Annotated in this window: 7 protein-coding genes; 5 read left to right on the top strand and 2 right to left on the bottom strand. The window is 39.6% G+C overall.

From position 1 onward, the window contains the following. Window positions 1-54: 54 nt before the first annotated feature. Window positions 55-687, top strand: a complete 633-nt coding sequence (locus GVN22_RS09565) for an alpha/beta hydrolase (RefSeq protein WP_166550803.1) — start codon at window positions 55-57, stop codon at window positions 685-687. A 90-nt stretch (window positions 688-777) separates the two neighbouring features. Here the strand turns inward: GVN22_RS09565 and GVN22_RS09560 are convergent, their stop codons facing one another. After that, window positions 778-4,155, bottom strand: coding sequence for a glycosyl hydrolase (locus GVN22_RS09560; RefSeq protein ID WP_205690837.1), 3,378 nt, complete (start codon window positions 4,153-4,155; stop codon window positions 778-780). A 95-nt stretch (window positions 4,156-4,250) separates the two neighbouring features. Further along, window positions 4,251-6,662 (bottom strand): beta-galactosidase GalB, encoded by a 2,412-nt coding sequence (gene galB, locus GVN22_RS09555; protein ID WP_166550802.1) that lies wholly within the window; start codon window positions 6,660-6,662, stop codon window positions 4,251-4,253. Window positions 6,663-7,344: 682 nt separating this feature from the next. Here galB and GVN22_RS09550 point away from each other — a divergent pair. The 4 genes from GVN22_RS09550 to GVN22_RS09535 all read left to right on the top strand — a co-directional run bounded on the left by GVN22_RS09550 (window position 7,345) and on the right by GVN22_RS09535 (window position 15,033). Next, window positions 7,345-8,982 (top strand): polysaccharide lyase, encoded by a 1,638-nt coding sequence (locus GVN22_RS09550; protein ID WP_166550801.1) that lies wholly within the window; start codon window positions 7,345-7,347, stop codon window positions 8,980-8,982. Window positions 8,983-9,110: 128 nt separating this feature from the next. Next, a complete protein-coding gene (locus tag GVN22_RS09545; RefSeq protein ID WP_166550800.1) occupies window positions 9,111-12,239 on the top strand; it encodes a DUF6298 domain-containing protein in 3,129 nt (1,042 codons plus the stop codon). A gap of 74 nt (window positions 12,240-12,313) precedes the next feature. Beyond that, window positions 12,314-13,699 carry a glycoside hydrolase family 140 protein gene (locus tag GVN22_RS09540; RefSeq protein WP_166550799.1) on the top strand — a complete coding sequence of 462 codons (1,386 nt, stop codon included), beginning with the start codon at window positions 12,314-12,316 and terminating at the stop codon, window positions 13,697-13,699. 2 nt (window positions 13,700-13,701) lie between these two features. Further along, window positions 13,702-15,033, top strand: a complete 1,332-nt coding sequence (locus GVN22_RS09535; protein WP_166550798.1) for a four-carbon acid sugar kinase family protein — start codon at window positions 13,702-13,704, stop codon at window positions 15,031-15,033. Window positions 15,034-15,090 lie beyond the last annotated feature (57 nt).

Genomic DNA, 15,090 nt, shown 5'->3' with positions numbered 1-15,090 from the left:
AAGGGTTTCGCAGAAGAGCCCATAGTTTATTCTAACATTTAAACACGATTTATCATGGACTTTCAACCCTTAAAATATATTCTTGAGTTGTCAAAAAAACCTAATGCTCCCGTGCTTGTCCTCTTGCACGGAACGGGTGGCGACGAACAAGATTTAATACCTTTGGCAAAGGATATAACCAAAGATTTTCATTTATTAAGTTTAAGAGGAAATGTAAATGAAGGTGGTATGCCCCGTTTTTTCAGAAGAATCAGAATGGGCGTTTTTGATGAAAAAGATTTGGCTTTTCGTACTGATGAAATGAAGGTGTTTATAGAAAAAGTCTTACAAGAAAACCATTTAGAAAATGCCAAAATTGTCGCTTTAGGCTATTCAAATGGTGCCAATATTGCAGGAGCAACACTCCTAAAATATCCAAACTTTTTGGCTGGAGCTATCTTGTTTAGACCTATGTTGCCTTTTCAAGCACCAGAGTTAAACGAAAAAGCACAGCAAGTCCCAGTATTTTTCTCGAATGGAAAAAACGACCCAACTGTTCCGCCCAAGGATACCACAACTTATTTGGAAATCTTAAAAGAACAAGGGTTTGAAGTGGAACATCATGCTTTGCCAACTAGCCATAATTTGACATACAATGATGTTGAACTAGCTAAAATATGGTTGGAAAAGTATTTCCCCATCAACTAGATAGCAAAATTTTAGGCGTTGCAATGCAACGCCTAAATCTAACTATCCCCAAATTAATTTAATGAATTTTTTGTCTATTTGAATCTCTTTTTATTTCTCTGAAAGAATTACAACAGGACCTAGAAGTCCAGCTTTTTCTAAAGGTCTACCCTCTAATCTGAATGGCGCTGTGGTAAAAGTTACACGTTGATTTTGTGGTAAACGATTATCGCCAATCAGTCGGTTATGCCACGTATTGCTTACCTCAATTTCAACTGTATTTTTCCCCTTCACCAATGCCTTCGATATATCAACTCTAAATGGTGCTGTCCAAGCGACTCCACAATCTTTTCCGTTGAGTTTTACAGAAGCAATGTTAGCTACCTCACCTAAATCTAACCAATAGGTGGCGGAATTGTTTCCATTCCAGTCAAAGCTTTTGGTATAAGTGGCTGTCCCTGAGTAATATTTAATAAGTGAATCGCCATTTACACTCCAATCTGTCAACGTATTAAATAGCTGAGTCGTACTCGGGCCTCCTTTTTCTTTTTCAAAATTTACCTGCCACGAACCTTCAAGACTTTGTATTTTTTGTACATCTCCAACAGGTTTTGTTGTTGTCAACGATTCTTTGCTACCAATCACAAAAATAGAACCATTGGCAGGTAACGTAAAAGTCAAGGTGCTAATTCCATTTTGCTTTTTCGCTTCTAAAGTATTCCAAGTATCTGTCACAGGATTATAGCTTTGAACAAATGGCATTTCCATACGCAAGTGATAAGTCAGCGTTCGTGCTTTATTGTGCTGATTGGCAATGAAATAGATTTCTTTATCAACCTCTTTGCGATGTATCCAAGCAATATCTGTCGCATATTTCCCTGAAGATTCCACTACTTCTACATCTCGTTTAATACCTAATCCTTGCAAATCCTCTGGAATTATGGGCGAAAGAATGATTTTCCCTTTTCCTAATTTTTTTACCTGAAAACCATCATTTTCTTGAAAGCTACCTCCCCAAATCTGTTCGATTAATGAAGGTAAATTGGGAGAATTACTTTTACTCAAACTCACTGCTGGTCTTTCGCTGATTACTACATTTGCGCCTGCTTGAATCAATTGAAGCAATTTTTGTAAAGTAGCCTCTGAAGTAGCATTCGTATTTGGACTCAATTTTAACGCTCTTGGCAATACCAATAAAGCATAGCTATTCCCATCAGAGAAACTCACTTTCCTGTCGACTACCTTTGCAGTTTTTAAAGCATCAGGGCTAAATGAGTCGTAAGCATACCCTCGCAATGGATTGACCCACTGATCGGCATCGGCCATGTTAGCAGAATTACCCACTCCCGCAGGCATCTGACGCATAGGTTGACCCTCATTGGCAAGACGTTTTTGTTCTTGAGTGACTTTTTCCGAACCGAATAAGCCAGTCAAAGTACCCACTAATCTATCTGGTAATACTGAGCGTCTTGGTAAATCATCACCAGTAAATACGGCTATATCTGCTACGGGTTTACCTTGTTGCAATAATTCCTGACAACGAGTGGCATAATCTACCCAAGCTTTTGCGGGCTTCCACCAGGTTTGATTTCGTTGAAAATACAAGCCAACACCATCTAAAGTCATCCCTGGCTGTTTGTCAATCCATGGATTATGAGAAAAGACATGATACACTAATTTGTTGATTCCTAGCGCATAATTTCTATCCTGTAGCGTTTTCAACATGGCAGGGTGTTCATTCCAAGCCATACGAACTGTCGTAAAACCCTCTGCCTGAATGATGTTTTTTCCGTAAATATGGGCTGCTGAAATAGCATCCAACATATCGTTGGGCTTATCGTGAGTAGGGCTATTGAGCCAAAATTCGCCCATCGGAATATCTACCAACTTGTAATGTGCCAGTCCGTCGCTCATCATGGTTGGTGCAATACTTTCTGCGGTGAAAATCAAGCCTTTTTCGGCAGTGATTTTACGTAAGGTTCCATAGAATTTTTCCAAAACCAAATCCACAATCGTTTGACGAATGTCAAATAAAACTTGCTCGGATATACGACGACTTTGTACGGGAGTTCCAGTATAAACCAACAAATAAGGCATTAAAGAATAGCCACGACGCTTTGAGAATTCTTGAGCAAAATTCTTTGACCAATTTTGACTCCCGCATTCCCAACTATCTACGTGGAAATATCGTAAAACCTCCTTGCTCAACACTGGTCCAATTTGCTTTTGAGCTTCTCCAAACCAGTTATCAAACTGAATTTTTACGGCTTCTTCACTAAATTTATCACATTCAAGTCCCTTTCCCGCCCCAGCAGTTGCATTGGTATGTCCCGTAGAAGTATGTCCAATTCTTACAATCGCCCAAAGACCTTTAGGTGCCTTCCATGTGAGATTCCCTTCCTTGTCAACAAAGCGACTGATATCAATAATCTTATTACTCGGAACACACAGATTATCTGCCAACTGTTCAGAAGAACTTTGTTTACTCATTCTCCAAATTTCACCTGTTTTACTTTCGTATTGATGAATTTGAGGTTTTGCAAAAAGTTGAAGTTCCAATAATTTCAAAGAAGGTTTCCATTTGGCAGCATCCAAGTCCTCAGCGCCAGGTTCTGAGCCATTTTTATCATAAACAAAACGAAAATATTTTGCTGTGGTAGTGGGTATCGCATGTGTTACATCCGAGTCGGTATCTTGCCAACCATGTCGAGGGGGCTCTAATTGGGTAACTTTTCTAAAATTAATCCCATCATTGCTTACCTCAACAGCCAAACGATGCGCCTGATAAGTATTACCACCTGTTCGAATATAGATAGAGCGACAAGTGAAAGGCTTGTCAAAGGCATATTGAAACCACGCTTTTGTATCTGTTTTAAAACTCTCTTTATTGCCAACTTTAATTAATTGCTGTCCAGAAATATTAGGCAAACTACTTGTTATTGAGGGCTTAACAGATAATGTAGAAAGTGTATCTTCTGCCAAACGTGGATACGCCAACACAGCAATATCTTCATAATAGTTTTCTTTGGTAGGAGGTAATGGCAATTTTTGTTGAATCGTTTTTCCCCCTGATACATGCACAGAGGCAGATACCACTTTTTGCATAGATTGCTCAGGACGAATCCATGGACCACCTGCCAAAGCAAATCCATCGCTAACGTGCATACCCATTTGCAAGCCTAATCGCTTGGCTTCGGACATCGAAAAACGAACCATTTCCCACCATTCAGGCGTGAGCTGTTGTACCGCAGGTGTATATACAGGTGGATTCGCAGGACCTTTGATGGGCATGAGATAGGCTCCGCCAATACCAACCTCCTTCATCGCTTCAAGATCGGCAGTTATACCAGCTTTCGAAACGCCACCTTGCATCCAATACCAAAATACCCATGGTTTGGCATTTTGTGAAGGAATGACTTGATAAGAGCTTTGTGCCGTAGTTTTGAAAAAAACAAAACCTAATACTATCAGAATAAGCCTTTTAAACATATATTTTTTGATGATAATCTAAAAGTTAGTGGGCAAAATTGAATTCGTTTTACCCGCTTTAAGCCTAATGCCTACGACTTATTGCCTAAAGCATTTTATTTGGTAACAATCTCAATTTCAGAAGACTCCAAACCTTCTGCACTGGCTTTCAATTTGATTTTGCCTACTTCCTTAGTAGCTTGAAGTATAGCCAAACATTTGCCATGGTACGCACTGCGATAAGGAGCTTTGAACGACTCAAGACTTGCTTGATAACCATTGTCTACGCCTACCAAATTGCCTTTTCCTTCTACAGAAAATTGTACTAAATGATTGGCATCTGGTACGATATTTCCTTTTTCATCAGTGATTTCTACGGTTACAAAAGATAAGTCCAAACCGTCTGCTGAAATAGCTTTTCGGTCAGTTATCAAACGAATTCTTTGTGCTTTTCCTGCTGTAAATACTTCTTTACTAAGAACTTCCTTACCCGCTTTTCTAGAAATAATTTTCAGTACGCCTTCTTCAAAAGGTACTTTCCATGAAACATGAAACTCATCTTTCCCTTTTTTACGGATTCCTTGAGATTTATTATTTACAAATAACTCAACCTCATCTGCTTGGTTGTAATACGCCCATACTTCTACGGTTTGTCCAGCCTTCCAATTCCAATGAGGCAAAAGATGAAGCACAGGCTTTTGAGTCCACTCGCTTTGATACATATAGTACACGTCCTTCGGAAAACCAGCCAAATCGATAATTCCGAAGTATGAACTTCGGGCTGGATAGCTGTAAGGATGTGGTTCGCCAAGATAGTCAAATCCTGTCCACACATATAAACCTGCTACGTGAGGCGCATTTTTTACGGCTTTCCAAGACTCCTCGTGTGTCGTGCCCCAATAGGCAGCCGCAAAGTCATAGGCTGGGGCTGTCCAGTCGGCATTACCTTCTACTAATGGACTTTTACTATCTTTTGGCCAAAGTTGAACTGCAGCTTTTGGTGTATCGTATTGTCCTCTGGTCTCTAATGCCGATGCCGTTTCGGTAGCGATGATGCTGTGGTTCGGAAAACGTTTCGGAAATTCCGTATAGGCTTCATGTTTATAATTAAAACCAAGAACATCCAAAGCTCCTGATTGGAAAATATGGTTCTTATCTGGTTCATTTTCGGTAAGCGCTGAAGTAATGGGTCTGGTCGTATCAAATTTTTTAACAATTCCTGCTAATTCCTTTGCGTAAGTTCTGCCAGTGCTATCAAACTGTTCTCTAATTTCGTTGCCAATACTCCATACAAAAATCGAAGGGTGATTACGGTCACGCTTAACCATCGCTTCCAAATCACGAGCGTGCCATTCTTCAAAATATTGTCCGTAATCTTTTTTAGATTTCTTCTTTTTCCACATGTCAAAAGCCTCATCCATAACAATAAAGCCCAATTTATCACATAAATCTAAAAGTTCAGACGCAGGAGGGTTATGAGACATACGAATGCCATTACAGCCCATCGCTTTTAGAATTTCAAGCTGACGCTCCATCGCACGCACATTGACAGCCGCACCCAAAGCACCTAAATCATGATGCTGGCAAACGCCCAGTATTTTGGTAGGAACGCCATTTAAGTAAAATCCTGTAGCTGGATCAAACTTAAAAGTACGTATCCCTAAAGGACTAAGTTGCTTGTCAACCACTTGATTTTTTTGAAGAACCTCTGTTTTAACTTGGTATAAATAAGGCTTATCGAGCGTCCAAAGTCGTGGTTGGTTTAAGGTCAGATTTTGAGTAAAATTTTGTAATGAATCTTTTAAAAGAGAAATGCTCTCTTGTTTCGAAATCAGTATTTTTCCAGTATTATCAACAATACTCTGACGAATAGCCAAATCAGATTGTTGATATGTTGTATTACGAAGCGTCGTCTGTACTTTTACTTCCGCCAAGTTTTCTGTCACCTTGGGCGTACTCACAAAAACACCGTGATAATCTATCGCCACCGTCCCAGTGATGACCAATCTAACATTTCGATAAATGCCTGACCCTGAATACCAACGAGTATTAGGCTGTTCGCTATTATCTACTTTTACCGCAATGATATTATTCTTCGTCCATAAAAAGGGCGTTAACTCATACCGAAAAGCATTATAGCCAAATGGTCTTTTACCTAAATAATGCCCATTAATCCATACTTGGCTATTTCTATAAATACCATCAAATTCTATATATACTTTTTTGTCTTTGGTAGCCGATGGAAGATTAAAAGTTTTGCGATACCAACCGATACCAGTGGGTAATGCTCCTCCTTGGTTGGTCGTTAGATGATTAGCCCCAAAAGGACCTTCAATACTCCAATCGTGTGGTAGCTGTAATACTCTCCACGTTCGGTCATCGAAAGAAATGCTTTGAGCATCTTTTAAGTCAGCCTGTACAAACTTCCAGTTATCGTTAAAGTTAAAAACAGTTCGACCTGTATTTTGAGAAAAACAGTTTGCATAGAGGTTAACTATGAAAAAGCAAACAGAAAAAATTTTGTACATGTCAGTCAATTTGCTGAATTAAAATGGGGATTCCTTATAGGATATTACTATCCAATACAAAGGTATTGGCATATATCTCCATTTTTATGTACCATTTTTCCCAACTTTTATACCATTTTATCTGGGTATATATCGACAAATATTGAGCTTTCGTTAGTTATTTCTCTAATAGAGGCAATAGGCTATTTATATAGGTTTTTATCTTAGGTAATGAATTTCTAGTTTGAATTGTAGATTCTTTGAATGTAGCTACTACGTAATAAAATTGAACCAAAACAGTATTACATTGCCGATTTATTCCTAGTTTTTTCTTAAAATTCATATAAATAACTTTTCATCAGAAATCCTTCAAATGAGTCTGTGAGGGTCTGTAGGGTAATAGTCGCTGTCAAAATGATACAATATAAATTTGGATATAGCGTAAAAAGTATTCAAATTATTGTATAAACTTAGGTTTAAATCTGCATAAACATTCTTGAAAAAGTACAAAGATAAAATCCTATAATTTATTGAGAAAATTGTATATCATGACCCTAGGGAATCCTTGTAATTTTGGCTCATCGAGTAGGGTTTTATTTAGTTAGAGAAGGACTAAAGAAAGACCTCAGGTTTTGGGAGGTACTTATTTCTTGAAATGAAACAACCAAAATCTACCAACAATAAGCATAATAAAAACTGATACATGAAAAAACTGCTGTTAAACGCACTAATTGCGCTAGGTCTTGTGGTATTGCAACAAGAAACATCGATGGCTCAATATCCATCGATTCCTGACGATATTAAAAAGGAGAGTGATGAGTTGATGAAAGAGACAACACGTTTGTCTGATATTGCTTGGCAAAAAGCATTGCCTATTATTCAGAAAGAAGCAAAAGCTGGTAAACCCTACATTCCGTGGGCTGCACGCCCGATTGACTTACCACAAGCTGATATTCCTGCCTTTCCTGGCGCTGAAGGTGGTGGTGCTTATTCATTTGGTGGTCGTGGCGGAAAAGTATATGTAGTGACAAGTCTTGAAGATGATGGTGTTGGTTCATTGCGTTGGGCGTGTGAGCAAGGTGGTGCCAGAATGGTTGTTTTCAACGTTTCGGGTATTATTCGCTTGAAAAGACCTTTGATTATCCGTGCTCCTTATATCACGATTGCGGGTCAAACTGCACCTGGCGACGGGGTTTGTGTAGCAGGCGAGTCGGTTTGGATTAATACACACGATGTGGTGATTCGTTATATGCGTTTCCGTCGTGGCGAAACAAATGTGGGTCGTCGTGATGACTCTATCGGAGGTAACCCGATTGGTAACATTATGATTGACCACGTATCAGCGAGTTGGGGCTTGGACGAAAATATGTCGATGTACCGTCACATGTATAACGATAGTACAGGTAAAATTGAAGATAAATTACCTACGGTAAATATCACAATCCAAAACTCTATTTTCTCTGAGGCACTAGATACTTGGAATCATGCTTTTGGTAGTACTCTTGGTGGCGAAAACTGTACTTTCATGCGTAACCTTTGGGCAGATAATGCAGGACGTAACCCTTCGATTGGTTGGTTTGGTATTTTTAACTTTGTGAACAATGTAGTATTCAACTGGGTACACCGTTCGATTGATGGTGGTGATTATCGTGCTATGTACAATATTATCAACAACTATTTCAAACCTGGTCCTGAAACACCTAAAAACACCTCTATTGGATATCGTATCTTAAAACCAGAATCGGGTAGAAGTAAGTTGAAATACCTTACGTTTGGTCGTGCGTATGTAGACGGCAACATCATGGAAGGTAATGAGCGAGTAACTAAAAATAACTGGGATGGTGGGGTACAAGTAGAAGATTTACCAAATGCAGGTAAATACACAGATTCTATTCGTTGGAATAAGCCTTTACCAATGCCAAAATTGACGATTTTGCCAACCAAAACTGCTCATGATTATGTCTTAGCCAATGCAGGTGCGACGCTTCCAAAGCGTGATGCTGTAGATGCTCGTGTAATCGAACAAGTAAGAACTGGTAAGATTACCGTTGTGCCAAATGTAAAATTGCCAGAAACACAATTCAAACACCGTCGTTTGCCAATTGATTCTTACAAAAATGGTATCATCACAGATATTAGTCAAGTAGGTGGTTATCCAGAATACAAAGGTACTCCTTACAAAGATTCAGACAATGACGGTATGCCTGACGCGTGGGAAATCAAAAATGGTTTGAACCCTAAAGATGCCAACGACGCAAGCAAAGACCGCAACAAAGATGGCTATACCAACATCGAAGAGTATTTGAACAGTGTTGTGAGCGTGAAGAACGTGAAACCATAAATATTTTTGATTGAGTCAATGAGTGATTTAGTGATTTTTTCTTTAATCATTAAATCGCTCATTGACCCAATTATATTTCATTTAAAAAATCACCAATCACTCAATCACCGAATCACTCAATTTATCGTATGTCTCGTTTCTCCATAATCTTATCTCTTTCCTTGGGTCTGAGTGTTTTTTCAGTATTAGGGCAAAAGCCAAAAGTTGCTCCACCCAAACCTCCTGTATATCTGGATGATGCAGGAAAGCTGGCATATACCCCTGAAAGTAAAGGAGATAGAATTCCTGATTTTTCTTTTTGTGGCTACAAAGCAAGCGAAGAAGTAATTCCATTTATAGCAGGAAAAGTGAAAGTAGAGGCAGCAAATGGCGATGCAACGACTCGTATTCAGGCTGCCATCGACTATGTGGCAGGATTACCAGTAGACGCCAAAGGCTTTAGAGGTGCAGTCGTATTAGGAAAAGGTATTTTCGAAATAAAAGGAAATCTGCTTATCAAAGCTTCAGGCATTGTGATTCGTGGTGCTGGTCGTGGACAAACCATTCTAAAAGGAATAGGCATTTCAAGAGAGACTTTGATTAGTATTCGAGGAAAAGATGATAAAAAAATTGAGAGTTCCGAGAAAGTATTGGACACTTATGTCCCTGTTGGACAAGCTTGTTTAAGTGTAAATAGTCCTGAGAAATATAAAGTTGGTGAGCGTATTTTGATACAACGTCCTTCTACCAAAGAATGGATTCAAACTTTGAAAACTGACCATTTTGGTGGGGGAGTTACTGCTCTTGGCTGGAAACCCAATCAAAGAGATATTACTTGGGAAAGAACGATTACTCAAATTACAGCCAAAGGGATTTGTTTAGATATTCCTCTGACTACTGCGCTTGATTCTAGTTATGGAGCGGGAACTGTGGTTAAATTTCAATGGAATGGACGTGTCAATCAAATAGGTATCGAAAACCTTTCGCTAGAATCGAGTTATGATACCAAAAATCCCAAAGACGAAAACCATCTTTGGATGGCAATTGGATTAGAAAACGTAAGTGACGCATGGGTTCGTCAGGTTGATTTCAAGCATTTTGCAGGTTCTGCCGTATATGTACAAGCTTCCGCTCGCTGTGTGACCGTCGAAGATTGTATTTCTACCCAGCCTATTTCTGAAATCGGCGGACAACGACGCTATACGTTTTTTACCAATGGTCAACAAACGCTTTTTCAAAGAATTTATGCCGAAGAGGGCTATCACGATTTTGCAGTAGGCTATTGCGCCGCTGGTCCAAACGCTTTTGTTCAATGTGAATCCAAACTTCCGTATAGTTTTAGCGGTACAGTAGATTCTTGGGCTTCGGGTGTTTTATTTGATATTGTCAATGTGGATGGTAATGCACTACGCTTTTCAAATTTGGGTCAGGATGGACAAGGAGCTGGTTGGTCGGCTGCCAATAGTGTTTTTTGGCAATGTTCTGCCTCTCGTGTCGAATGTCAAAAACCACCTACCGCACAAAACTGGGCATTTGGTACTTGGGCTCAATTCGATGGAGACGGCTATTGGGATATGTCCAACGAGCATATCAAACCAAGAAGTTTGTTTTATGCACAACTTCAAAATCGCTTAGGCACAGAAGTTCAAGCAAGAACTTTCTTGATGCCGACAGAAACAGAGGCATCAAGTAGTCCAAAAGTAGAAGTGGCTATGGCATTGACCAAAGCTTCTGTTGAACCTGCCCGAACACTCAAAGAGTTTATCGAAAAGGCTTCCCAGAGATTATCTCTAAACATAGCAGAAAAACTTCAAAGTATAGAGCAAATCGGCATTCCTAAAATTATTACCCCAAATAAAGCACCTGATTTGCAAGTGCAAAATGGCTGGTTAGTACGTGGGAAATCTTTACAAACAGGCAAAAGACAAGAAGTTCCTTGGTGGTCAGGCGTATCCCGACCGCATGGATTAGCGACTAGCAAACCACATATTACTCGATTTGTCCCTGGACAAACGGGTAAAGGACTAACTGACGATTTAGTTGAATTAAGCGACTGGATGCAAGAAAGTCATGTAAAAGTGATGGATCATAATTATGGGCTTTGGTACGAGCGTCGTCGTGACGACCATGAACGTATTCGTCGTATGGATGGCGAAGTTTGGCCTCCATTCTATGAATTACCATTCGCCCGAAGCGGTAAAGAAACTGCGTGGGATGGTTTGAGTAAATATGATTTAACACAATACAACCAATGGTATTGGAGTCGCTTGAAACAGTTTGCTGATTTGGCTGACCAGAAATCCTTGGTACTTTTTCATCAAAATTATTTTCAACATAATATCATAGAAGCAGGCGCTCATTATGCTGATTTTCCATGGCGTCCAGCCAATAATATCAATCAAACAGGATTCCCTGAACCAGTGCCTTATGCTGGCGATAAGCGCATTTTTATGGCAGAACAGTTTTATGACATTAACCATCCAGTTCGTCGCAAATTGCATCGCGCCTATATCCGTCAATGTCTAGATAATTTTACGGGAAACACAGGAGTCGTACAATTGATTAGTGCCGAATACACAGGTCCACTTCATTTTGTTGAATTTTGGTTGGATGTCATCGACGAATGGCAAAAGGAAAAACACAAAGACGTCTTAGTGGCATTAAGCACAACCAAAGACGTTCAAGATGCGATATTAGCAGACAAAAAACGTTCGGCGGTGGTCGATATCATAGATATTCGTTATTGGCATTATCAATTCAACGGACAAACGTATGAACCTAAAGGTGGACAAAACTTAGCTCCACGCCAACATGCTCGTTTGTTGAACCCGAAACGTTCTTCGTCTGAGCAGGTATATCGTGCCGTGAACGAATATCGCATGAAGTACCCTACAAAAGCAGTAGTTTATAATGGCGATAGTTTTGATGCAAATGGCTGGGCAGCTTTAATGGCAGGAGGCTCAATTCCTAGCCTGAGCTTTGATTTACCTCAAGAGATTTCCACTCAACTCATTGGTATGCAACCGATTCAGTGGGCGAGCCAAGCAACTACGCAATGGGTTTTGGGTCAGCTAGGACAAGGATATTTTATTTACAGCGAAAGTTCAACAGAAATTACCGCAGATTTAAGTAAAGAAAAAGGAACATTTGAAGTAAAATTTCTTTCTCCTAAAGACGGCAATTTCTTATCTAATACTGAAATCTTAGAGAGCGGGAAAAGCTACCAACTAAAAAATCCCACCAATGGTAGTATAGCGATTTGGATAAAGAAAAAGTAAGGTTTTAACCTGAAAAACTCTCATAGTCCACGAAAATGTTGCCACATAAACCTAATTAAAACAATCTGACATCCATGAAAAAAGGATTTTTAGCCTTTCTAATAGGCTTACTTCTCATCACAGGAAATATCACTAAGGCACAAGTGCCCGCTTTAAAAGTCTCTGATAACAAAAGATATCTTTCTACCAAAGATGGGAAACCGTTCTTTTGGCTTGGCGATACGGGATGGCTATTGTTTTCAAAACTTACACGTGAAGAAGTAGAAACTTACTTGGAAGATCGTCGCCAAAAGGGATTCAATGTGATTCAAGCAATGGGATTACACACGCTCAATGTGGTCAACATATATGGTGATTCGGCATTAGTGGGAGGCAATATTGCAAAACCAAAAGTAACCAAAGGTTTGGATGTAGCTGATAATGAAGCTTATGACTTTTGGGATCATGTCGACTTTGTAGTACGTACCGCCGAGAAAAAGGGCATTTATATTGGCTTTGTACCTTTATGGGGAGGCAATGTGAAAGACAAAAAAGTAACGCCAGAACGTGCTATTATCTATGCAACATTTTTAGCCAATCGTTACAAAAATTATTCTAATATCATTTGGTTAAATGGTGGCGATATTCAAGGTAGTACAGGTAAAAAAGTATGGGATGTTTTCGGGAAAACCATTCGTGCCATCGATAAAAATCATTTGATTACCTATCATCCACGTGGACGTACTTCGTCTTCAGAATGGTTTCATAAGGATACATGGTTGGATTTCAACATGGTGCAATCAGGTCACCGCACGTATGCACAGGATACTTCAGCTAAAGAAAAGTGGCATTATGGCGAAGACAATTGGCGCTATATCCAAGCGGATTATCAACTCAAACCAACCAAACCCGTTATCGACGGTGAGCCTTCTTATGAGGGTATCCCTTACGGCTTGCATGATGTAAACCAACCACGCTGGACAGATGCTGATGTGCGTCGTTATGGATATTGGTCTGTTTTTGCAGGGGCTTTTGGTTATACTTATGGACAAAATTCGGTCATGCAAATGCACCGTCCCAAATACAATGATACTTCATTCGGTCCTCAAGAATATTGGTATGAGGGAATGGCAAAACCTGGTTCTTTTCAGATGAAACACTTGAAGGCTCTGTTACTATCTAAGCCATTTTTTGAAAGAATTCCAGATCAAAGTTTGATAGTAGATAATGGACAAAAATATGAGTATGTAGTAGCTACTCGTGGCAAAAACTATGCGTTTTTGTACACTTATACAGGACGTACTTTCAAAGTGAATATGGGTAAAATTGCAGGAAAAACAGTAAAAGCTCAATGGTTTGACCCTCGTACTGGTAACTATCAAGCAATTGGAGAGATAGAAAACTCAGGAATTAAAACATTCGATGCTCCACTTGAGCCTAAAGATGGAAATGATTGGGTATTAGTATTAGAAAGTAAATAAGTATGCAAATACCACAGTTGTCTATTGCCTATTATGGCGATGATTTTACGGGTTCGACCGATGCCTTGGAGTTTTTATCAAGAGCTGGACTAAATACCATTTTGTTTTTTGAGGTTCCCTCAGTTGAAAAACTACAGCAATATCCTCAATTACAAGCCATTGGTATTGCAGGGCGAACTCGTGCTTTGGGTGTAGAGGCTATGCAAAAGGAGTTAGCACCTGCTTTTGAGGCGCTTGCTCAACTACCTCTTAAGCATGTGCATTATAAGGTTTGTTCAACATTCGATTCTTCTCCAGCAATAGGAAACATCGGCTTGGTGCTTGAATTGGGCTTGGCTCAATTCAAAAATCAATGGACACCTATTTTGGTAGCAGCACCATCTTTGGGTCGGTACTCTGTTTTTGGAAATCTCTTTGCTCGTATGGGAATCGGTAGCGATGGACAAATCTATCGTCTCGATCGCCATCCATCTATGAGCAAGCATCCCGTAACACCCGCCGACGAAGCCGATTTACGTTTGCATTTGGGTAGACAAACTTCTGTAGAAATTGGTTTACTCGATATTTTGCAGGTAGAAGCTAACAACTTAGCAAAAGCACATAACGAACAAGTTTCATCAGGCAAAAAGGCGTTGTTTATGGATGCCATCAATGAAGATCATTTACTAACAATTGGAGAATTTTTAGAGGAAAAAGCGCAAGAACAGCCTAACATCTTATTTTCAATTGGCTCATCAGGTATCGAAATGGCATTGGGTTCCTACTGGAACCAGCAAGGTGTTTTTTCACCTAAAAATACTTGGCAACCACTCGCAAAAGTAGATGCTTTGTTGGTGATTTCAGGAAGTTGCTCGCCTGTAACAAGCGCTCAAATTGATTGGGCAAAGCAACATGATTTTATCGAAATCATCATTGATGCGCCACTAATTGCACAGGAAGAGTTATCTGAGAATATCTTACAATCCTATATTAATCAAGCTATTAGTTATATCGAAAACGGGAAATCTGTTATGATTCATACCCAAGGAGGCTCACAAGAAAGTATTCCTCTGTCATCCGAAAAACTGGGAACTGCCTTGGGATTGATTGCTAAAAAAGTCATCGAATCAACGCATCTTACCCGTTTGCTGATTGCAGGAGGCGATACGTCGAGTTATGCAGCGCGTGCACTTGAAATAGAGGCATTAGAGATGATTGCACCTGTGGTAAAAGGGGCACCACTTTGTCGGGTATATTCTTCCAACAAAACCATCAATGGCCTGGAAGTTAATGTCAAAGGTGGTCAAGTGGGCGCTGCAAATTATTTTGGATTAGTTAGAGGGGATTTAGCTTAAGTAATAAGGTAATTTCCCTAGTTCGAAACTTAGTCTCGGACTAGCTTTTGTTTCAAT

The sequence above is a fragment of the Cellulophaga sp. BC115SP genome, from assembly GCF_009905545.1.
Classification (GTDB): Bacteria; Bacteroidota; Bacteroidia; order Cytophagales; family Spirosomataceae; genus Flectobacillus; species Flectobacillus rivi.
The sequence above is the reverse complement of the archived record's forward strand: the minus strand, read 5'-3'. Positions and strand labels throughout refer to the sequence as shown.

Bases quoted from the DNA above. Each gene is read 5' to 3' on its own strand.
- GVN22_RS09565 (WP_166550803.1), top strand. From the start codon at position 55: ATGGACTTTCAACCCTTAAAATATATTCTTGAGTTGTCAAAAAAACCT.
- GVN22_RS09560 (WP_205690837.1), bottom strand. From the start codon at position 4,155: ATGTTTAAAAGGCTTATTCTGATAGTATTAGGTTTTGTTTTTTTCAAA.
- galB (WP_166550802.1), bottom strand. From the start codon at position 6,662: ATGTACAAAATTTTTTCTGTTTGCTTTTTCATAGTTAACCTCTATGCA.
- GVN22_RS09550 (WP_166550801.1), top strand. From the start codon at position 7,345: ATGAAAAAACTGCTGTTAAACGCACTAATTGCGCTAGGTCTTGTGGTA.
- GVN22_RS09545 (WP_166550800.1), top strand. From the start codon at position 9,111: ATGTCTCGTTTCTCCATAATCTTATCTCTTTCCTTGGGTCTGAGTGTT.
- GVN22_RS09540 (WP_166550799.1), top strand. From the start codon at position 12,314: ATGAAAAAAGGATTTTTAGCCTTTCTAATAGGCTTACTTCTCATCACA.
- GVN22_RS09535 (WP_166550798.1), top strand. From the start codon at position 13,702: ATGCAAATACCACAGTTGTCTATTGCCTATTATGGCGATGATTTTACG.